This is a genomic window from Neobacillus bataviensis, from assembly GCF_019969725.1.
Window position 1 is genome coordinate 104,574 of sequence record NZ_JAHXYW010000003.1, and the last position, 21,837, is coordinate 126,410.

A 21,837-nucleotide genomic window follows, 5' to 3' on the forward strand; every position below is an offset into this window, starting at 1 on the left:
TTGTACCTCCTTTAACCAAATCTTCCTGTAATATATCCTTCCGTACGTTCATCACTTGGATTTGAGAAAATCTTTTCGGTTTTATCGAGCTCAATTAATTCACCCATCAAAAAGAAAGCAGTTTGATCCGAAACCCTAGACGCTTGCTGCATATTGTGTGTAACAATCACAATCGTATATTTCTCCTTCAGTTCTAAGATTAATTCTTCAATCTTAAGGGTTGAAATAGGGTCAAGGGCCGAGGTTGGTTCATCCATAAGTAAGACATCCGGTTTTGTTGCAAGGGCTCTTGCAATGCACAACCTTTGCTGCTGTCCGCCAGATAGACCAAGTGCTGGAGCATTTAATCGATCCTTTACTTCGTCCCATAAGGCTACATCCATTAAAGACTTGGTTACAATCTCTTCAAGATGGGTCTTTCTTTTGATTCCGTGGATCCTTGGTCCGTAAGCTACATTATCAAAAATCGATTGAGGAAAAGGATTTCCTTTTTGAAAAACCATACCCACATTTTTTCGCAGTTCTACTAGATCCATTTTTTCATTTAAGATATTTTGGCCATTATAATTAATTTCTCCTGTCATCTTAACATTCGGAACATAATTAATCATCAAGTTCAACGTCTTGATAAAAGTTGACTTTCCACAGCCGGAAGGACCAATAATTGCAGTTACTTCTTTTTTGTTAATCGGGAAGTTTATTTTTTTTAATGCATGATGCTCACCATACCATAAATTCAAATCATTAATTTGAAAAACCTGTCTATGTACCGTTATGGCAGACATACGATTCCTCCCTTATCCAAACCTTCCTGAAATGTACTCTTCTGTCTTTTTTTGTGAAGGATTGGTAAATATTTTTTCCGTTAAATCATATTCAATCAAATCACCGCTTAAGAAGAAAGCTGTTTTATCGGAAATACGAGATGCCTGCTGCATATTATGGGTTACAATTATTATTGAATAGTCCTTTTTTAATTCTACGATAAGATCTTCAACCTTTCCGTTAGAAATTGGATCTAGAGCGGAAGAAGGTTCATCTAAGAGCATAACGGTTGGTTTCATCGCGATCGTTCTTGCAATGCAAAGACGTTGCTGCTGTCCGCCTGAAAGACCAAGTGCTGATTTATGAAGACGATCCTTTACTTCTTCCCACAATGCCGCCTTTCGCAGGCTTTCCTCAACGATTTCATCAAGCATGATTTTCTTTCTCGTTCCTGCAAACTTTATAGCGTGGGTTATATTTTCATAAATCGATTTAGGAAAAGGATTCGGTTTTTGAAAGACCATTCCAATTTCTTTTCGTAATGCAACAACATTTATTTGATCAGATAATATATTTAGATCCTCATAAATGATTTCTCCCTTTGCATGTGCTCCAGGAATAAGATCATTCATCCTATTGATGCTTCTTAAAAAAGTGGACTTTCCACAACCAGACGGACCGATGAGAGCGGTTACGGAATTTTTTTCAATATCCAATGAAATCCCATTAACAGCTCGTTTTTCTCCATAAAAAATCTCTAAGTTTTTTACTTGTAGAATATGATTACTTTGCAAATTCAAAAGACTTTCAACCGCTTCCATGATTTCTCACCTGCCTTTATTAAGATGCTGTGATTTTCCGATGAATCATACTTCCAATCCATCTTGCCAATAAATTAAAAATTAATACAGAAATAACTAAAACTGCAGCTGCACCGCTAGAGACCTCTTCTACATCCGGGATTAAACCCTGAGTATTGACAGACCAAATGTGAACTGCCAGAGTTTCTGCTGGACGAAAAATATTTAATGGTGAGGTTTGAGAAAATGGATTCCAATTTGCGTAATCCAATCTTGGTGTGGACAAACCTGCAGTAAATAAAAGTGCAGCCGCTTCACCAAATACCCTTCCTGAAGCAAGGATGATTCCTGTTAAAATAGTGGGGAATGCACTTGGCAATATGACGGTTTTAATCGTGTGCCAATGTGTAATTCCTAATGCAAGGCTGGCCTCTTTCAAATCTCTTGGGACAGATCGGATAGCGTCCTCACTTACACGAACTATAACGGGTAAGTTAAACACTGTAAGTGCTAATGCTCCCCCTAATATGGTATAGCCCCACCCTGTTAAATTAACAAACATCAATAAACCAAACATGCCTATTACAATGGAAGGAAGCGAGGCTAAAACTTCAATGCAAGAACGAATAATGTCCGTAACCTTTCCTGGTTTAGCATACTCTGCCATATAAATTCCGCCGCCAATCCCTAGTGGTACGGCAATCAACATCGTAATAAACAGGACATAAAACGAATTAAATAATTGATCGCGGATTCCCCCGCCCGCCCTTACGTTGGAGGAAGGACCTGTTATGAAATCAAGGGAGATGTTTTTTAATCCGTTTACCAAAATATAGTAAAATAAACCGACTAGTATTGAAATAATAACAAGTGCAATGACATAAAAGACAACTGAAGCTAATCGATCAGCAGATTTAGCATTCATTACATCTTCCTCCTTGAAGATAAATAACGTATGAGGAGAATAAATGCGAACGACATGATTAATAAGATTAATCCCATTGACCAAAGAGTATTATTTTCCACACTTCCATATGTGGTGTGGCCCATATTTAACGTAATAATGGTTGTCAACGTTGCGGACGCATCCAGTAAACTTGAAGGCAAATTCTTTACGTTACCAATAACCATTTGAACAGCTAAAGCTTCTCCAAATGCTCTTGCCATCCCAAGTACAATTGCAGTGAGCAATGTTGGCATTGCTGCAGGAATGAGCACTTTTCGGATAGTTTGCCACCGTGTTGCACCAAGAGCATAAGAACCTTCTCTTAAAGGCTTTGGCAAAGAGCTCATCGCATCTGTAGCAATGGTTGTTACGGTTGGGAGAATCATGACAGAAAGAACAATGGTTCCGGATAGCAGACTAAATCCAAGTCCACCGACATTTTCCCTGATAAATGGAACTAATACTGTAAGTCCGATGAATCCATAAACAACAGAAGGAATTCCGACTAAAAGCTCAATGACTGGCTGCAAAATTTTTCTTCCCCAAGATGGTGCAATTTCTGTCATAAAGATAGCTCCGCCAATCCCTAACGGTGCCGCTACTAGTGCCGAAAGAAAGGTTACAGCAAATGAACCGAAAATGAATGGTAATGTTCCGTATGCAGGCTTAGCTTGATTAGTAGGATTCCAGGTCTTACTCGTTAAGAACTCAATGAGACTAACACCATTTTTAATAAAGGATTGCAAACCTTTTGTTCCTAAAAAAATCGTAATGGCAATAGTTGCAGAAATCATAATAACTGCACATAAAATAACAAGGACTTTTCCCCTGAATTCTCCTCCCAGCCTATCTTTTCCTGACTTTAATAGCCTTTCTTTTGCTGGAACCAGTTTTTCCATATTGCACCAAACACCCCTAAATTACGTCGTAAGGGTAAATGTGCATTCACATTTACCCTATTTATTGCCGTATAATGATTATTTATTTGTTTGATTCCCTTTAGCGTCACGTTCAACTTTCATTTTGGTAACAGGTAAGTACCCTTGATCTTTTAACAAGGTATTTTGAACGTCATCAGACATTAAATAGTCTAAGAATGCTTTCGCAGCCCCAGTTGGTTCTCCTTTTGTATATGAATGTTCGTATGCCCAGACAGGAAACTTGCCTGATTGCACATTTTCATCTGTCGGTTCAACCCCATCAATGGAAAGTGGAGTTACCTTATCATCCGTAAAGTAAGAGAAAGCTAAATAACCTACTGCACCAGCGGTTTCATTCACGATTTTTTTAACCGTGTTGGAAGAATCTTCTGTAATTCCTTCCGCAGGTGTTGCTCCATCGAGGGCAAATTTATTAAAGACTGCACGTGTACCTGATGCATCAGGGCGATTCACTAAGACGATTTTTTGATCTTTCCCGCCAACGTCCTTCCAGTTTGTAATTTTGCCAGTAAAAACTTTAATGAGATTATCTTTTGAAATGTCCTTAATGCCAACATCTGGATTAACTGCAGCGGTTATCCCAACCACCGCCACTTTATGATCCACTAACTGGTCGGCTGGAATGCCTTCTTTTTCTTCAGCAAAAACATCAGAGTTCCCAATCTGAACGGACCCTTCAGCCACTTGAGATAAACCTGTACCAGACCCGCCTGCATTGACTTGAACATCCACTTTTGGATTATTGGCCATAAATTCTTCCGCCGCGGCAGCAACAAGAGGCTGCATTGCAGAGGAACCGGAAACAACCAGGGATCCTGATATTTCCTTGCCACCTTTATCTGCAGTATCTTTAGTTTCATCTTTTTTTGCACCGCCGCCGCAAGCAGCTGAAAACACCATTAAAGCTATGACTGTTATCATTAAACTGATTTTTTTCAATCGCTTCATTTTAAAGCCTCCCTATGACGTTGTTAATGCCTCCCTTACATTTTCAATAAGAACGTTGTATAGTTGGCTTGTTCGAATTTAATGTAGGGTTATAGATCAGTGTCAAGTATCTATAAAGAAAAAATTAAATTTCTCTTTTATATATTGCCTTCCCCCAAATTAATTATTTGGGTTATTTTTTAAATTTTTTTATAACCTAAGATTACATTCATTTATAAGTGAGGGATCATTATGTCAGCAAATAACAACAAATATCAAACAGAGGCTGAGGTTACAAATCGCAGGATGAGTCAAAAATTTAAAGATTACAGAGCAAGGGAGTATTCAGAGGGAAATTCTGAAGCTGAGATGGCCAATCATGACATTCAGGAACAATTTTATGGTAAGAACGAAGATAATCTTGCACCGTTCCATGTGGATGTCAACAATCCTCCGATAAAAAAATAATATGCTTTAACCAGAATCCTAACATTTCACATCTCACACATTTGAACCTTAATGTTTACTAATCTAATTCGATTCGGTTAATAACAAAAAGAAGATACAAATGATAATTAATGTATCTTCTTTTTTACGAAAGTTTTAATATTTAATTTTTGAGCAAAAAACCTATAAGTCAGTTCGCTTCCGGATCAATATCAGCCAGTTGATTTGCCCACATGGCAATGTTTGCTGCCGGGCTGCTTCCATCTGCAGGATAGTCCGTAATATGATACCAGCTAATCGTACGTTTTTCGCCAGCTTTCACGCTAGCATCAAACGAAACTCCGAAGATATAGCCAAAAGCACTTAACCCGGAAGGATGGTCTTTCGTCCAGGCAATTCCATGAGCAGGGCTTGCGATTGCAGTTTTCGGACCGTCATAAATATAGTTTCCAGTCCAACCGGAAGTCATAAAGCCGGGATTTGTTTTCGCAATCCCTGGAACAAACGCTGTGTCATCGGCACTGTCTGGATCTAGCAGGTATTGGAAATAACCATTGAAATCCTTCTTACCTGTATTCTCCAATTGGAGCGTAAACTTCACAACAGGTGCATTTGGAAGTGTCCGATACGTAACGGAAGTTTTAATAGAAGGATCGATCTGTGCTTGTCCGGAAGCATGGATGGTATCACCAATCGTTTCGATATTCGGAAGTGATAACCACTCGCCATCACGACCCCATGGACGTTTCGGATCATTCATCGTTGGCGAAAGGATCCATTCACTCCAATCGAGCGTTTCCAATGCATTGGTATCAAGCAAGGCGATATCCCCAAGCCACCCAGGCTGGAATGTACCAGGCTGATTATTAGCTGCAACCTGGGAGGAAATGGTCGCTTGAATTCGGTTATTCATGACGAAGTGAAACGGATTGCCGCTATTGGCATCCAATCTCGGGCTTCCGAAATTAAAATCTGGTGCTTCCTGAGATACTCCTGCAACTGGTTCTGTGACTGCTTTTACGTGTAATCCCATTGTCCGGTTTTCTCCGTTGGTAAGTTCCACTGATACCGGCTCATTGCTTTGGTAGCCCCTGCGTACAACTGTCAGAGTATAGGTACCAGGCTTTAGTCCAAGCAGGTATTGTCCCTTGGCATTGGCAGAGGAAATTTGGCGTTTACCTTCGCTGTCTGTTGCAATAACCGTAGCACTGCCAACAGGTTTACCCAAGTCATCAGTCACTTGGCCAGTCAGACGCGGCCAGCGCTGTGCAGCCTTACCTCCTGGAGTAAAACCATATAGGTTACCATCAAGCGCTCCAATCACAAGCGTATTACCAGAAATGGCCGGCGATGAAGCAACCCATGCCCCAATTTCATGCTGCCATAGAGGTTGTCCCGTTAAGCTATCCAAAGCATAAAGATTTCCATCGTTCGAACCAATAAAAACCGTTTCGCCGCTCACTGCTGCAGAAGAAATGATTCCTCCCTTTGTGTGATAGCTCCATTTCTTTGTACCGGTTGCTGCATCCAATGCTGCGACATTTCCATCTGGGAATCCCATATATACGACTCCGTCCGCTACGGCTGGAGACGAACCAGTTGTGTCCCCGGCAATATAGGATGAATCCGGGCTCTTGTAACGCCATAGTTCTTTGCCGGTGGCTGCATCAAGAGAAACCAGCAATCCGCCACCGTATCCCATGTATACCCGTCCATCTGCAATCGATGGCATGGAGTGCATCCAGCCGCCAGCCGGTTTTTTCCTCCACAGTTCTTTACCGGTTGAGGCATCTAGAGAGATCAGCCAGCCGCCATCTCCTCCTACATAAATCTTACCTTCCTTAACGACAGGAGTGGATTCGACAATCCAGCCGCCTGCTAAAGGAACATTCCATTTTTCTTCACCAGTTTTGGCATCAAGAGCCATCATTTTACCGCCGCTGCCTGTACTGTATGCCTGGTAAACTACTCCATCCATTACAGTAGGAGAATAGTACATCCAAGCTCTTTGTACTTGATCTTTCCCAACCGTTTTTTCCCAAATAATCTCTCCTGTTTGGGCATTCATTGCATAAATAGTCCCACGGATGGAAGATGCATAGACGATCCCGTCAGCAACGGCAGGTGAAGCTTGTACCTGGGCATCTGCCTTCACTTCCCATCGCTTGTTACCAGTTTCAAGGTCGACAGCATGGATGGCATGGTGTTCACTGCCGCTTTCATCACGTGTTCCAACATAAACCATTCCATTTGAAATGGCCGGGGATGAGGTCAGGATTGTTCCTGGAGTCCGGTATGTCCAGCCCAGACTTAGACCTGCATCAAGAGTATCTTTCGCCGCTCCAGTGTGCTGGGCATTGCCATGGAACATGGACCAGTCGTTCCCCTTCTTCGGGGCAACACGTTTGTCTTTATCTACGATATTGAAGGTGTTGTTTTTAACCCAAACCTTTCCTGCATCATCTGTTACTCTAACTTCGATGGCATGCTGACCTTTTTTTGCCTTTTCGGCATCCCATTGTTCATGCCAAGCCATACCGCTGCTTTGCTTTAGGTTTCTCCAAGAACCGCCATCAATCCGGTATTCAACCTTAATGACATTACTTGACGTGTTATAGGCATTTACCAATATGTCCATTTTTCCTTCCGGGACTTCGCTGCCAGCTGCCGGATGAACAATCGCAGCGCTTTGTTTTACGTCATACATTTTGTATTTCTCTTCCTGCTTATCACCCAGGAAAGAAACCATCCGGAATCCGTTTGGCATCTGGTCAATCGTGTAGGCACTAGAAACCGTTGTCACATGGTCTGCACCAGGTATCGTATCTGTTGCTACATCGTTAACATGAGTATGTCCCACCATCACCAAGCGGGTATTGTATTGCTTAAGAAGGTCGATAAATTGCTTCGTTTTATCCGGCGAAGGTGTTTGCGGCGTATTCATAGGTCTATGAACGAATACAACCACTTCCTTATCACCCTTCGCATTAATGGACAAATCCTTTTGGAGCCATTCTAATTGGTCCGGCTGATCAAAACCAAGAGTATTTTCCAATACTACGAAGTGACGGTTACCATAATCGAAAGAATACCATTCCGGTCCAAGATAATCTCGGTACCGATCAATTCTTGTCTTATAGTCCGAACCCGGCGCAAAGTCATGATTGCCGACTGCTGGATAAACAGGAAGTTTTGAAGTAGACGTACTTGCCGTATAATCCCCAAATTCAGAAGGATCTGCACGATTGGTCAAGTCACCGCTAACAGCGATAAAAGCGGGATTTCCTGTCGATTCATTAATTTGTGCCAACTGGTCAGTAAACCGTTCACGGTTATTGGCCGTGCCAGCTTGAACATGTACATCGGCAATGTTGACAAAGCTAAAATTCGGATTACTACTCTCAGGCGTATGTACTAGACCAAAGTTTTGTTCCTTTGTTTCTCCAGCTTGAACATCCCCTAACCGCTTGTAAAATTGCGGCGTTTTGTTTTGGTCAGTCGGAACGCTGTATCCGCTTGGAACGGTGGCAAACACGATATCGTCCAGACGCCTGTCTGTGTCTATTGTTAAGGTATAATTGCCCAGATCATCTGTGACTGTTATGTTTTTACCGTCCGAGACGGATACATTTGGAATTCCTTGTTCATTCCCGTCCCGAGTTCCATTCACGTTTTTGTCAGCGAAAACAGTTCCCTTAATCGTAGCAGTTGGATTATCCGCTACAACGGGTTTTATTGTAGCTGCAAGAGCGAGACCGCACATCGCAGCCGCAGCTACTGGTTTAAGTTTTTGTTTGACTGTTTTCCCTTTGTCTTTTTGTGTCTTCATCTTGTTTCCCCTCCTATTTTTTTATTTATTTCCCCTATTAAATTTACAACTAAGTAAGTAAATGTTCGCATCACCCCTTAAAAGTTATTTATTAAGTAAAGAAACGCTCAAAGTACCAGATTATTCCCATTCCAAAGATCCCAGCCGTCGCTGCTGCCTGAACGATAGTGGACCATTTAAACTTCCGGATATAAACCAGTAAGGGAAATAAAATCAAAATAATTAAGGCTTGTCCTGCTTCAACACCAATATTGAATGAGAAAATCGACAGGATCGACCTCCAGGTAACGTCGTTTGAAAGCTGCAAAGCCCCCGCAAAGCCAACCCCATGGATAAGTCCGAATCCGAATACGACGGCAAATCGATATTTGGGTGAAAAACCAAAGTAGTTTTCTACTGCTACAAATGCAATGCTTAGAGCAATAAGCGGCTCAATAATTTCTGCAGGGAATTGGATCAGCTTTAACGCTGTTAATCCAAGGGTAATACTGTGGGCTAAAGTAAATACTGAAATGACCTTTAGAACATCAATAAGTCGGCGAGCTCCAAATACGAGGGCTATGACAAAAAGGATATGATCATAACCAATCATGATATGATGGAAACCGAGCTGAACGAACCGGAAAAACTGTCCTGCCAAGCTTTCCTTTCCAGCATTAAATTCCCTGTCTTCGGTATTGAAAATAAATTGGCCTTTTTTATTTTCTAAGTCGTATGTCATGATATTTCGATGCATGGAATCATTGTCATCAAAGAAAACACTATAATGTATTTGCAAGGAGGATTTGTCTGAAGGGATAGGATATTCGAGCCCTATTTTGGCGTAATCCCTCCCTAGTCTGTTTTCGATATCAGTTGAAATAACGGATCCCCTTGCTTTGGCTCCATCGGTAAATACTTCGAAGTGGGAATCAAGGTATTCGGCAACAGCCCCACGTTGCTTTGCTAAAGCACCATTCAGCAGGTCTTTTTCCGTACCTGGACGAACACCAAAATTGATAAGCCGCCCAAGTTCGAAAAAATCAAGATGTAATTCTACATGGAGCTTATCCTTTTCAACTGTAATTTTCGAATACCCTTCACTATTATCCGTATGGGCCGATGTATTAATAGGTAAAAGCGTTAATGTGATAAAGCAGATAAACCCAGCAAACCCAGCTATTATTTTTTTCAATGGTATTCACACCTTTAATCTAGTAATTTCATTCAGTAACTTCTACTAAATCAAATATTAAGGTTTTGTTGTAAAAGAAATATGAAGATAGTGTTGAATATTTATTAATACTTTTGCATCTTTTTTCCTAGGTGAATAGACCGATGGGAATAAGAAGTGTGGATATATTTAGTAGAGTCATACCATTAGAAAAGGGTAAATGCCACAAGGCACTTACCCTTTTAAATTAATTAATTATTTATTTGTTTGATTTCCTTTTGCGTCACGCTCTACTTCCATTTTCGTTACAGGAAGATAACCTTGTTCTTTTAACAAGTTGTTTTGAATATCATCTGACATCATGAAATCAAGGAACGCTTTGGCTAATTCAGTTGGCTCACCCTTAGTATAAGAATGTTGGTAAGCCCAAACTGGGAATTTACCAGATTGTACATTTTCAGCAGTTGGTTCTACACCATCGATTGCAAGAGGTGTAACAGTATCATCAGTGAAGTATGAGAATGCAAGGTATCCAATGGCGCCATCTGTTTCGTTAATAATCTTTTTAACAGTGTTTGAAGAGTCTTCTGTTACACCTTCAGCTGGTGTAGCACCATCAAGTGCAAATTTATTGAATACTGCACGAGTACCAGAAGAGTCAGGACGGTTTACAAGAACAATCTTTTGGTCTTTACCGCCAAGTTCTTTCCAGTTAGTGATTTTTCCAGTGAAAACTTTGATTAGGTCTTCTTTTTTGATATCTTTAATGCCGACTTTAGGGTTAACCGCAGCAGTCATACCAACAACAGCTACTTTGTGGTCTACAAGCTGATCTGCTGGAACGCCTTCTTTTTCTTCAGCAAAAACGTCTGAGTTACCAATTTGCACAGATCCTTCTGCAACTTGTGATAAGCCTGTACCAGATCCCCCCGCATTTACTTGAATATCAACATTTGGATTTGCAGCCATAAATTCTTCAGCAGCTGCGGCCACTAATGGCTGCATAGCTGATGAACCTGAAACGACTAATGAGCCGGAAAGTTCTTTCTTTTCCTCCGTTTTTGGAGTTTCCTTTTTGGCGCTTCCTTCTGTTTTCTCAGTAGATGCTCCGCCTCCACATGCTGCCATGATTACCATTAATGCTGCGAATACTGTAAGTAGGCTTAGTTTTTTAAAGCTTTTCATTTGCTTTATTTCCCCCTAAGAGTTATGAATTTTTGTTCCGCTTTACATTTACTAGTATAGGAGAAGAGTATTAATTCAGTTTTAATAGAATGTAAAGCTTTTGTAAAAGTGTCCTCAGTCTGCGAAACAACACTTTTTCCGAATAATGTTAATATCCTTGTTGCACTTCGAATTTATAGCCAAGACCACGAACGGTTTTAATATAAGCAGGCCGCTTGGTATCCTCTTCAATTTTTTCTCTTAAATGGGCGATATGCACGTCCACAATTCTCGTATCTCCTGCAAACTCATAATTCCATACAGAACTTAGCAGGTGATCACGAGTTAGGACTCGGCCCTTATTTTGCACCATGAAATGAAGCAGCTCAAATTCCTTTAATGTTAACTCCAGAAGATTTCCTTTAAGGTAGGCTTCGTATTTTTCAGAATAGATTGTTAATTTGCCCATTTTTATTTTTGGCCCATTTATCTGCTCGAGTGCATCTTCCGCTTGAGCCTGGGTTCTTCTTAAGATCGCTTTTACTCTGGCAATTACTTCTCTTGGACTAAAGGGCTTTACCATATAGTCATCAGCGCCGAGCTCAAGACCAATTATTCTATCAAATTCATCATCCTTTGCCGTTAGCATTAAAATAGGAGTCATAACCTTATCCTGACGAAGCAATTTACATACTTCCATTCCATCCAGCTTTGGAAGCATTAAATCTAATACAATTATGTCAGGAGCTTCAATTGTTGCTAAACGTTTACCAGCTTCACCATCCATCGCAGTAATGACTTCATAACCAGCCTGCTCCAAATTATATTGAAGGAGCGTAACAATGGACTGTTCATCATCAACAACAAGTACTTTTTTCATCAAATCACCCGCTTAATAGTAAGATATTGACTTTTCCTAAGAAACTAGCTCATACCTCCATTTTGTAAATATAGTTCTATTAAACGAAAAGAATATTAATGCCGCGTTTTGCATTTGTTAAAGGAATGCTAAATTTTTGTAAAATAAGTAAAAACAATACTTTTATCCTATTAAAATCACATTCCACTCACAAAATTCAATGGACCTTTTTCCTAATGGACAGTTATAAATTAAAAGTGGGTGACATTTAAGTAGATTCCACTTAATGTTTAGCCACCAGGATCAAACCTTCGCTGAAATCTGAGTCTGTTGTAAAGTCTTTGTGATTCTGCCTCTTCCATTCATCCATTCAAGAAGAGTTATACCCAAAAAAAGGATAATTGCCTCGAGGCACTTACCCTTTTTAATTAATTATTTATTAGTTTGATTTCCCTTTGCGTCACGCTCTACTTCCATTTTTGTTACAGGAAGATACCCTTGTTCATTTAATAAAGTGTTTTGGATATCATCTGACATCATGAAATCAAGGAATGCTTTTGCTATTTCTGTAGGCTCACCCTTTGTATAAGAGTGTTCGTATGCCCATACTGGGAATTTACCAGATTGTACATTTTCCGCAGTTGGTTCTACACCATCGATTGCAAGAGGTGTTACTGTGTCATCAGTGAAGTATGAGAATGCAAGGTAACCAATTGCACCGTCTGTTTCATTAATAATCTTTTTAACAGTGTTTGAAGAATCTTCTGTGACACCTTCAGCTGGTGTTGCACCATCAAGAGCGAACTTGTTAAATACTGCACGAGTTCCAGAAGAGTCAGGACGGTTTACAAGAACGATTTTTTGGTCTTTACCGCCAAGTTCTTTCCAGTTTGTGATTTTACCAGTGAATACTTTGATAAGGTCTTCTTTTTTAATATCCTTAATGCCAACTTTAGGGTTAACAGCAGCTGTCATACCGACTACAGCTACTTTATGGTCAACAAGCTGATCAGCTGGGACGCCTTCTTTTTCTTCAGCGAATACGTCTGAGTTACCAATTTGGACAGATCCTTCAGCTACTTGTGATAGGCCAGTACCAGATCCACCCGCATTTACTTGGATATCAACATTAGGATTTTTCGCCATAAACTCTTCAGCTGCTGCTGCCACTAATGGCTGCATTGCTGATGAACCTGAAACGACTAATGAGCCAGAAAGTTCTTTCTTTTCTTCCGTTTTTGCAGTGTCTTTGTTGGAGTTTCCTTCTGTTTTCTCAGTAGATGCTCCGCCTCCACATGCTGCCATGATTACCATTATTGCTGCAAATAGTGTAAGAAGGCTTAATTTTTTAAAGCTTTTCATTTGTTTTATTTCCCCCTAAGAGTAATTAATTTTGTTTTCACCTTACAATTAAATACTATAGGACAAAAGTTTTAATTAAGTTTTAACTGAGTGTAAAGGTTCTGTAAATGTTGAATAGGAAAATAAATCCAAACTATATTTATGAAGAGAGCAATTTCTAACCTATCAGCAAAAAAGGGACTTGCCCTGTTTGGCAACCCTTTTATGGAAATCCTTATTAAAATTTTTTTCACCTTGCAAATGATATCTACTCTTTACCCCTATTTTTTTAGCTCAATAATAAATTCACTTCCTTTACCAATATCACTCGTTACACTGATTTTACCTTGGTGGGCTTCAATCAAATGTTTAACGATTGCCAGTCCAAGTCCAGTTCCGCCAGAGTTACGGCTTCTCGCACGATCAACTCGGTAAAATCGCTCAAAAATACGAGGGATTTCTTCTTTTTTCATTCCAATACCAGTGTCTTTTACATGTATCCGTACTTGGTTACCATTATCAAACAAGAGCACCTTTACATTTCCGTTTGTGGGTGTATAAGTAATGGCATTGTTAATTAAATTGATAAATACTTGCTTTAAGCGATTCACATCCCCTTTTATCTGAACGTGCTCCTCCTTACAGATTAAATCAAGGTGGATGTCTTTTGCTTCTGCTTTCCCATTTAAGAGGGTTATAACCTCTTCGAGTAATTTGTATAAATCCATTTCTTGGATGTCCAATTTAAAGCCTTGCTGTTCTATTTTTGAAAGCTCCAATAAATCCTGAATGAGAGATTGAAGCCGTCCACTTTCTTTTAAAATAATCGAAAGGAAATATTTTAATGTATCTTTATTGTTCATCGCCCCATCCAACAGTGTTTCAGTAAATCCTTTAATTGAAGTAACGGGTGTTTTTAATTCATGTGAAACATTTGCAACAAAATCTTTCCGAACCTGCTCTAGTTTTTTTAGTTCTGTAATGTCGTGAAAAACGAGTAAAACCCCTTTCCAAACATTATTTGTTCCAATGATCGGCACACCGTATACAGCAAAATATCTTCTTTCTATAAATAATGGGATTAGTAATTGTTTACTGACATGTTTTTCAGTCCGAAATACTTCTGTAACTAAATTACAAACTTCCTCCTGATTAATGACCTCGTAATAAAGATTTTCTAAATAATCAGTCGGGCTGCCTTTAAAAATATCAATAAAGCCTTTATTGATTAAGCTAATATACCCTCGGCTATCAATTAAGACTAAACCAGATCCCATATTTTCAATCAAAACACTGAGATGTTCCTGCTGTATTTCTTGGGATTTAACTAGTTCTTGAAGGTTTTGAGCCAGCCTATTTATAGATGTACCCAACATTCCCGTTTTATCAGAACCATTGACTTTTGTCCTGGCCTGAAAATTTCCTTCTGTCAATTCAATCGCGACATTTGTTGCCTCGACGATGGGTTTTGTATATCTTGATAAAATTCTCATTCCAAGATAAATAATGAGGACTAAGAAAATGACAACAAAAATGAAAATGGTACGCATGATTTCAATTTTTTGAAGATCACTTAGTGTTTCTGCAAAATTGCTATTAAATAACTGACCGAGCAATACTCCTAATCCAAGGAATAAGGAAAATATTAATATGATGAATATAATTACCAGCGTATTTCGAAATTTTGTCATTCTTCATCATCAACAACAATTACTTTATTTTTCATCAAATCACCCGCTTAACAGTAAGATATATATTTGTCCTATGAAACTAGCTTAAATCTCCAGTTTGTAAAATTTGCTCCATGTTATTAATCTTTTGTTCTAGATCTGTAATTGATTTCTCCAGAATATCTGGATTCACTGTACTATTTAGTTGTTGATTAACGGTTGTTGCTGCGTTATCGAGTGTATTCCATTCTTCAAAATGCTCATCAGAAACTAAATTGTAAAACTCATGCAATCCATTACTTATAGCCTTCATTTCTATTTTCATTAAGTCGTATTTCTTCTCGAAATGGTATTGTTTCAGCAATGCAAAATGGTGTTTTACATCACTGATTGGATTTTTACTGCCATGGGTCATTTTGTCATGATAATTATCGTAAACCATCATCATATGCATCCCGTGAGTCGCATGCGGACCCATATGGCAATGAATAGGCCAAATTCCAGGGTTGTCCGCAGTCAATAATAAATCATATTTTTCTCCAGGTCCGATGGTAATCGTATCCTTAGTCATCGGATTTTTAATGTCACGGCCATCAGAAGCGATAACCTTGAAATGGTGGCCATGGGTATGGAACGAGTGAACCTCCGAGCCGGCATTAATTAGCCTTATTAAATAGGTCCCTCCCTCTTTCACATGGAGAGGCGGTATTTCTGGGTCAACTTTTCCATTGATCGTATAATATCTTGCCTTTCGATCGGTTGTGTCATATTCACTATCCAAGTGAAGGTGCTCCGCAGCTGTTCCCACATACTGGTGGGCTTCCTGGCCTTCAGCAAGGCTTAAAAGCGGATCTCTTTCCGAAAGAAGCAATGTAAATTCGCCATCGGTCTTGTATTTAGGCTTTTTCGGCTCTACAATAATAGCCCCATATAACCCCATTTCAGGATGTCTGTCCGGTTCAACATGACAGTGATAGAAATAGGTTCCTGCTTTAGGAGCATCAAATTCGTAAGTAAAAGAATCGTGATTTATGGTTGGATGCTGGCTCAGCTCTGGGGTTCCGTCGCCTGCAAAACTATTATCAATCCCATGAAAATGTATCGTGTGCATTTCTTTTTGCTGATTGTGGAATACCACTTTGACGTGATCTCCCTCGGTTACACGTATTTCCGGCCCGGGAACGCTAGGCTGGGTCGCAGGCGCATTTTTCTTTGGATCCCACAATCCAAAGCCCCATGAATACAGGGTCGTACCCTGGGCAATTTCCTGTTCCATATCCGCAGCATATAAATGAAACACCTGTGTCTGCCCTTTTTCTGTTTTAGCAGACGCTTCTTCTTTCGTTGCATAAATGAAAATAACAGAAAAGATTAAAAGGCAGCCCATGATTGTAAAAAGTATAAATGAAGGAAAACGTTTCATGTAAGCACTCCTACGTTGTCATTTTTCAGTTAACAAGTAAAAATACCCCGGAAATCTTAAGATTACCGGAGTATGAATTTAAGTAAAACGAATATATTTAACTCTTAATCTATATAGCGATTAATCTTGATCGTTATTTTGCAGGTCGCCAAGTTTAGGCATTCCAGAAATATATCCTACTCCACCGGTACGATCAATACCAATTTCTTTTTCCATTGCTGCTTGTAATTCAGCTTTATCGACTGCTGTTATATTCTTGCCTCCAAGTTCATCCCCTGGATGCTGGAAGTTGCTCATAATATAAGAATGTCCTCTGCGGTTATCCACTGCTGCCAAACCAGTTGCTTCTGCACCGGCTGGAACGGATAATATTCTTGTTAATTCTTTTGTATCGACATTATAAGCCCAAACGAAGTTATTGGTATGCATGCCGCTATCTTCACCGATGAATAGTGTTCTTAATGATTCAGAGAAGCTTAAATTATCTGTATTAGCCACTTTATTTACATTGGCTATATTACCATAAGCATCCGCTGTCGGTAAATCTTCACCAGCAATTAATCCAGACATTTTCGAAGCAACATATTCACTGTTAATCGTTTGTCCATTGCTGTCCTTTTGACCAGCTGTTAAATCCAATTGATACGTCACACCGGATTTAATTTTTGGCAGTTTCATATCATCAGTTGGATCTGACGAACTTGCGGTCATACCGTTGCTTTGATCCGAGATGGCAATGTAAACCTTATTATCCTTTTCGTTTAAAGTTACACCTTCCATTTTGTTAAATTCAGATGTAGCTCCAAGTAGTGCAGCATAACGGCGAGACTCTAAGAACGCTGCCGCTTTTTCCATACCTGGTTTCACTTTCAAGTATTCAGTTTTACCATAGGAATATTGCTTAATTGCTTTGAAGCCAGGCTTTAGGACATCAGATGTTTCGAAAATATCACTGAATGTAACCTTGCTGTCGATAATAGCTTTAATTTCTTTATCAGAGGCATGGCCAAGTTTAATCCATTCTAAGTTTCCAGCACCACCATTTTCAGTTCCTGTTTGATGGAACTTAGCAGCATATAATGTACCGGCAGATAAATCCTTCACTTTATCCGCAACATACATGAACATAGTAGTATATGATCCGTCGTCACCAAAGAAAGCTGTGCGATTATCAGGCATCATTTTCATCAATTCGTGAGAAAAACGGCCGATACTGTAATGCTTTTCAACCGATGCGTTTCCATCTTTGTTCACTGAGATTTCAGGAATGAACCCATAGAAATAAGGATTTGCTTTTTTAACATCCCCAAAATAAAGCTTAGCAAAGCTTTCTACTTGTGCTCGTACCGCAAATGTTGAATCAGATTCAAAAGTACGGGCATCCGGTTCATACTCCTCTGACCCTAAGTGGGTATTCCACGGTGAAAGAGATCCGTTGCATGGAATCCAAAGACCATTTACACTTGAAAAATCAATTTTTTTAACTTCTTTAGGTGTTAGCTCTCCCGTTTTCTTGTCCTGGTCAAGAGTTGTTAGAGACATGGATGCAGGAACGATACCGTAAGCAGATTTGCCAGCGGCATCTATGGTCTGGTATTCATAATGGGTTACCATATAAAGTTGTCCGTTAATTGGCTTCAATAAACTATTAGAATCGGGAGCATCAGAAACAAAATATGTAGGTTTCCCTTCCACACTTGTATCCATAATCGGATCTCCCTTTACATCAATTGGAGTACCAGCTGGAATTAGCTTGCCTTTGTTAATGGCTACTTTATCTTCAGACTTGAAAAGTCTCTTATAAGTAAGTGGGAATTTCTTCACTTCACCATTGCTGTACTTTACTTCCATTGATGCGTTTGTGTAAGTTTTAACCATATCCTCAATCTTTTTAGGAGCATCCATTCCAATAAATCGAACCGAGTCGATTTTCGCATCCCCACTGCTTGCGAAAGCAGGTGTTACGGCTGGAATCGTAAGTGCCAATGCGAGTACAGCGGCTGCCCCTTTTTTGCCAAAACGGATTTTTTTCATTTTTATCCTCCTCAATTGCATGCTTTTTTCTCTACGTATCCATTAAACAAAAAGAATATTAATGGCACGTTTCTCTTTTGTTAAGGGAATGCAAAGATTTTGTAAAAACTGAATTTTCCTTACCAATCCTGACATCTATGCTGAAATCTGGGACTGTTGCGAAGACTTTGTTTTTCTGCCTTTTCCACTCATCCATTCATACATGATTGGAATGACCAAGAGGCAAATAAGCGTCGAACTGATCATGCCTCCCACCACAACAACACCTAATGTTTGTGACACGATGGTGTCTGCTTTACCTGATACGGCTAAAGGAAGCAAAGTTAATACAGTTGTACATGCTGTCATTAAAACGGGTCTGACCCGCGTTGCGGTCCCGCTCATGATGGCTAATTTTGGTTCTAATCCGTCTCTAAGATTTCTTTCAATTTTATCTACAAGAACGATCCCGTTAGTCACGACGATCCCCGTCAACATCAATAATCCCACTAATGCTGCGAGATTCCATTCAAGTTGAAAAATAAACATTCCGATTACAGAGCCAATAAAGGCTAATGGGATACAAATTAATACGGTCATAGGTGCTCTCCATCCCTGAAAGACAGAACTTATGATCATCAGTACGAGTAAAATGGAAAAAAACAAAGCGAGCGCCATTTCGTAAATCATTTCATATACCTGCTGAGGAGCACCCGCAAATGAATACTCGATACCCTCCGGCAGCGGAATTTTCCCAAGGGAAGTTTTGACTTGTTTTGATACTTTTCCAATATCACTTGAAATGATGTTTGCGGTAATCACAGAGTACGGTTGTCCATCCTTCTCCTGAATCACCGATGAACCTGTTGGCTCTAATGATGCAAGCTGATCCAATCTCACGCTTTTTCCATCCTTTTCTAGGAAGGTCTCACCGCCCATTAACGTAAAGATATCCTTTGAAGTGCCATTTTGTTTATCGGTATAAATAACAATTGGAAATTGATTTTGATTAATTGAGATGAACCCTTTTGTTCCTTCAGCGGTATATTGCTGAATTCGATTAATAACGTCCTCCAGCTTAATACCATAATGTTCGATTGCCTTGCGGTTTAGAGTAATCTGATACTGAGTCATATGATCATCAGCTTCCGCAGCACCTTGTACTGATAGACTTGGAATAAGTTTAAGCTCGTTTCGTATTGTTTGTGCCATTGTTTCTAGTGTTTGACTATCGGATCCCGTAAGATTAATTTTTAATTGGGAATCATCGCCTGCAATATTTTGATTTGAAACAGCGTAAACAGCTTTGCTTGACAATGCATTTAATTGATTTTGTAAACTCTTAATAAAGTCATTTACATCCGTACTTTTCTTAACCTTTATGGATAAATTGGTAATATTCGGTTTCTGGAGCCATCCGCCTCCTGCATCAAAAACATCATCCGATTGAGGAGTGAACGATGATCCGAGCCCTGAAGAAAATGACTCGACTTTAGGGTTCGTTTCCAATAAGGCTTCCAATCTTTTTACTTCTGCATCGACTTCGGTTAAGGAAGTATTTTGAGGCATTTCGATTTGGACAGCGATTTGACCAGTTTTGGCTGTTGGCAAAAAATTCACTGGCAGGAAGGCAGCTCCCACCGACGTTAATAGAAATAATGAAACAAAGGTTAAGATCACTTTTTTCTTTCTTTCAAATACCCAATTAAGAATTTTTTGGGCGAAAGGCTCTAATTTATCATCGCCCGACATCGGTCTTCCCTTCCAAAACAGGTTGTAAAGTGAAGGAACAACCAAAATGGAAACGAATAGTGAGATTATTAAGGCAATCACCACAGACCAAGCAAATCCGGAAAAAGCCGAACTTACCATCCCGCCAATAAGCGCGATTGGAACATAGACGGCAACCGTAGTCGCAGTTGATGAAACAATGGCTGGAATCATTTCTCTTACGGCCTGTGTCAGCGAGTGAACGCTGGTTTTCATGTTTGCCTCATGGACTTTCCGGTTCATATTATCAAGGATAACGATCGAGTCATCGACAACCCTGCCCATGGCCACAATAAGTCCTGAAACAGTTAGAATATTGAGACTAATACCCATGATTTTTAATAAGCCAGTTGTTGCCAAAAGACAAATTGGCAGTGAAAGGACAATTAATAAGGTAGAACGGACTTTCCGGAAGAACAGAAATACACAAATCATTGAAAACAAGCAGCCTAATAAACCCTCTTTTATTAACCCTTTTAGAGATTCATTAACCTGGACTCCTTGATCAAATAAAATGGAAGCTTGAATATCTTTATTTTTCAATGCAGGAATATCTTTGATTTTACTCTTTATCCGATCAGATACATCTGTAATATTGGATGTTGAAGTCTTCAAAACATCTAATAGTACGCTTGGCCTCCCATCGGTTCTTGAGATAGTCTCCAGGTTAACTATGGAGTTTGAAATGCCTGCAACCTCTGAAAGTGGAACAGTTTTGCCTTCTCCGTTATGAATAGAAATCTTCAATAGATCTTGTTGATTTAATCCCCACCCAGAAACTTGGACAGGAATAGATACCTGGTTGTTTGAAACCTTTCCCTCTAATCCAGTAATATAGTTTTCTTCAAGTGATTGTTTTACGTCATTAACGGTTAAACCAGCTCTCGTTAAATCTTCCAGACGAAGGTTAACGGCATATCCGGCTGTTCCACCACCGGATACTCGGACATCTTTAACTCCTGGCACAGTTTTTAATCGATTGACGAAATCCACATGAATAGAGGTTCGGAGCATATTTTCTGAGATATTTTCAGAAGAACTCATCAGACTCATTCTTATAATGGGCATGGAATGTGTACTAAGGCGGGTTACCAGCGGTTTATCTATGCCAGCAGGTAATTTGATATCAGCCAAAGCTTTTGTAACCTGTTCCTCCGCTTGTTCCATATTATAATTCATAGGAAAGTTAAGACTGATCAATGATCCGCCATTAAATGAGTTTGTTTCTACATCTTGAAGACCATCCACGACACGTACAGCCTGTTGGATAGGTTCTGTAATTGTTGCTTTTACTTGATCCGCCTGGTAATTATCTGCACGGACTGTTACCGACAGGGTTGAATTATTGATTTCTGGGAGGTAGTCTCTTTGTATTTGCCATGCGGACATTCCACCCCACGCGAGTATAAGAACTATTAAAGTTAAAATAAGAATTCCGCGCTTCATCATTTCATTAATCAATCGTTTCATGTCATTTTATTCGGGCAATGAAGCCCGAAACCGCTCCCCCTTTTATTTATAACAATAGCTACCCTTACGGATAGCTATTGTTATGTTACATTTTTTATTTTTCGCAGCAATCCCCTATAAGAATAGTAGAATTAATCTATTAGTCATTGTCAGTAGTAGTCGGAGCAAAGCTTTCAGGCTGTTTTTCGACCTCTTCTGGTGCAAGAGCTTTTTCCTCACCTGGGTATGGTTTATCAAAGCCTTCTGTCGCATACCAAACAGCATGATTTTGCATATTTGCGTTGATTTCATCTGGTACTGCATTTTTGCCGGTTAACTT

Annotated in this window: 16 protein-coding genes; 1 reads left to right on the plus strand and 15 read right to left on the minus strand. The window is 39.6% G+C overall.

The features are described 5' to 3' along the window. Positions 1-11: 11 nt before the first annotated feature. The 5 genes from pstB (LC455_RS08945) to LC455_RS08965 form a co-directional block, all read right to left on the minus strand. Positions 12-785: a phosphate ABC transporter ATP-binding protein PstB gene (gene pstB / locus LC455_RS08945; protein ID WP_223590024.1), complete on the minus strand. Its 774-nt coding sequence runs from the start codon at positions 783-785 to the stop codon at positions 12-14. Between the two features lie 12 nt (positions 786-797). Continuing rightward, entirely contained in the window at positions 798-1,586 is a 789-nt protein-coding gene (gene pstB, locus LC455_RS08950) for a phosphate ABC transporter ATP-binding protein PstB (protein ID WP_223590026.1), read from the minus strand. Between the two features lie 19 nt (positions 1,587-1,605). After that, positions 1,606-2,490, minus strand: a complete 885-nt coding sequence (gene pstA, locus LC455_RS08955) for a phosphate ABC transporter permease PstA (protein ID WP_223590027.1) — start codon at positions 2,488-2,490, stop codon at positions 1,606-1,608. Further along, positions 2,490-3,410: a phosphate ABC transporter permease subunit PstC gene (gene pstC / locus LC455_RS08960; protein ID WP_223590029.1), complete on the minus strand. Its 921-nt coding sequence runs from the start codon at positions 3,408-3,410 to the stop codon at positions 2,490-2,492. The genes pstA and pstC overlap by 1 nt, the downstream gene beginning before the upstream one ends. A gap of 78 nt (positions 3,411-3,488) precedes the next feature. Further along, positions 3,489-4,400 (minus strand): phosphate ABC transporter substrate-binding protein, encoded by a 912-nt coding sequence (locus LC455_RS08965; protein ID WP_223590030.1) that lies wholly within the window; start codon positions 4,398-4,400, stop codon positions 3,489-3,491. A 231-nt stretch (positions 4,401-4,631) separates the two neighbouring features. On the opposite strand from LC455_RS08965, the gene LC455_RS08970 reads away from it, so the two are divergent. Further along, on the plus strand, positions 4,632-4,847 hold the full coding sequence (locus LC455_RS08970; RefSeq protein WP_223590031.1) for a hypothetical protein: 216 nt from the start codon (positions 4,632-4,634) through the stop codon (positions 4,845-4,847). A 169-nt stretch (positions 4,848-5,016) separates the two neighbouring features. Here LC455_RS08970 and LC455_RS08975 read toward each other — a convergent pair whose 3' ends face one another. The 10 genes from LC455_RS08975 to LC455_RS31365 all read right to left on the minus strand — a co-directional run bounded on the left by LC455_RS08975 (position 5,017) and on the right by LC455_RS31365 (position 21,792). Further along, a complete protein-coding gene (locus tag LC455_RS08975) occupies positions 5,017-8,655 on the minus strand; it encodes an outer membrane protein assembly factor BamB family protein (RefSeq protein ID WP_223590033.1) in 3,639 nt (1,212 codons plus the stop codon). Positions 8,656-8,746: 91 nt separating this feature from the next. Beyond that, complete coding sequence (locus tag LC455_RS08980) at positions 8,747-9,829, minus strand: HupE/UreJ family protein (protein WP_223590034.1); 1,083 nt, start codon at positions 9,827-9,829, stop codon at positions 8,747-8,749. A 234-nt stretch (positions 9,830-10,063) separates the two neighbouring features. Beyond that, entirely contained in the window at positions 10,064-10,993 is a 930-nt protein-coding gene (locus LC455_RS08985) for a phosphate ABC transporter substrate-binding protein (RefSeq protein WP_223590035.1), read from the minus strand. A 148-nt stretch (positions 10,994-11,141) separates the two neighbouring features. Beyond that, entirely contained in the window at positions 11,142-11,855 is a 714-nt protein-coding gene (locus LC455_RS08990) for a response regulator transcription factor (RefSeq protein WP_223590037.1), read from the minus strand. Between the two features lie 408 nt (positions 11,856-12,263). Continuing rightward, positions 12,264-13,193, minus strand: a complete 930-nt coding sequence (locus LC455_RS08995; RefSeq protein ID WP_223590038.1) for a phosphate ABC transporter substrate-binding protein — start codon at positions 13,191-13,193, stop codon at positions 12,264-12,266. Between the two features lie 260 nt (positions 13,194-13,453). Further along, complete coding sequence (gene pnpS / locus LC455_RS09000; RefSeq protein WP_223590040.1) at positions 13,454-14,863, minus strand: two-component system histidine kinase PnpS; 1,410 nt, start codon at positions 14,861-14,863, stop codon at positions 13,454-13,456. A 79-nt stretch (positions 14,864-14,942) separates the two neighbouring features. Beyond that, on the minus strand, positions 14,943-16,265 hold the full coding sequence (locus LC455_RS09005) for a multicopper oxidase family protein (protein ID WP_223590041.1): 1,323 nt from the start codon (positions 16,263-16,265) through the stop codon (positions 14,943-14,945). Positions 16,266-16,385: 120 nt separating this feature from the next. Then, a complete protein-coding gene (locus LC455_RS09010) occupies positions 16,386-18,299 on the minus strand; it encodes a PhoX family protein (RefSeq protein ID WP_223590043.1) in 1,914 nt (637 codons plus the stop codon). 135 nt (positions 18,300-18,434) lie between these two features. Next, positions 18,435-21,518: an efflux RND transporter permease subunit gene (locus tag LC455_RS09015; protein WP_223590045.1), complete on the minus strand. Its 3,084-nt coding sequence runs from the start codon at positions 21,516-21,518 to the stop codon at positions 18,435-18,437. Positions 21,519-21,657: 139 nt separating this feature from the next. After that, positions 21,658-21,792, minus strand: a complete 135-nt coding sequence (locus tag LC455_RS31365) for a hypothetical protein (RefSeq protein ID WP_263297735.1) — start codon at positions 21,790-21,792, stop codon at positions 21,658-21,660. Positions 21,793-21,837 lie beyond the last annotated feature (45 nt).

Excerpts from the sequence above, each read along its gene's own strand:
- pstB (WP_223590024.1), bottom strand. The coding sequence starts at position 785 with ATGTCTGCCATAACGGTACATAGACAGGTTTTTCAAATTAATGATTTG.
- pstB (WP_223590026.1), bottom strand. The coding sequence starts at position 1,586 with ATGGAAGCGGTTGAAAGTCTTTTGAATTTGCAAAGTAATCATATTCTA.
- pstA (WP_223590027.1), bottom strand. The coding sequence starts at position 2,490 with ATGAATGCTAAATCTGCTGATCGATTAGCTTCAGTTGTCTTTTATGTC.
- pstC (WP_223590029.1), bottom strand. The coding sequence starts at position 3,410 with ATGGAAAAACTGGTTCCAGCAAAAGAAAGGCTATTAAAGTCAGGAAAA.
- LC455_RS08965 (WP_223590030.1), bottom strand. The coding sequence starts at position 4,400 with ATGAAGCGATTGAAAAAAATCAGTTTAATGATAACAGTCATAGCTTTA.
- LC455_RS08970 (WP_223590031.1), top strand. The coding sequence starts at position 4,632 with ATGTCAGCAAATAACAACAAATATCAAACAGAGGCTGAGGTTACAAAT.
- LC455_RS08975 (WP_223590033.1), bottom strand. The coding sequence starts at position 8,655 with ATGAAGACACAAAAAGACAAAGGGAAAACAGTCAAACAAAAACTTAAA.
- LC455_RS08985 (WP_223590035.1), bottom strand. The coding sequence starts at position 10,993 with ATGAAAAGCTTTAAAAAACTAAGCCTACTTACAGTATTCGCAGCATTA.
- LC455_RS08995 (WP_223590038.1), bottom strand. The coding sequence starts at position 13,193 with ATGAAAAGCTTTAAAAAATTAAGCCTTCTTACACTATTTGCAGCAATA.
- pnpS (WP_223590040.1), bottom strand. The coding sequence starts at position 14,863 with ATGACAAAATTTCGAAATACGCTGGTAATTATATTCATCATATTAATA.
- LC455_RS09005 (WP_223590041.1), bottom strand. The coding sequence starts at position 16,265 with ATGAAACGTTTTCCTTCATTTATACTTTTTACAATCATGGGCTGCCTT.
- LC455_RS09010 (WP_223590043.1), bottom strand. The coding sequence starts at position 18,299 with ATGAAAAAAATCCGTTTTGGCAAAAAAGGGGCAGCCGCTGTACTCGCA.
- LC455_RS09015 (WP_223590045.1), bottom strand. The coding sequence starts at position 21,518 with ATGAAACGATTGATTAATGAAATGATGAAGCGCGGAATTCTTATTTTA.
- LC455_RS31365 (WP_263297735.1), bottom strand. The coding sequence starts at position 21,792 with ATGCAAAATCATGCTGTTTGGTATGCGACAGAAGGCTTTGATAAACCA.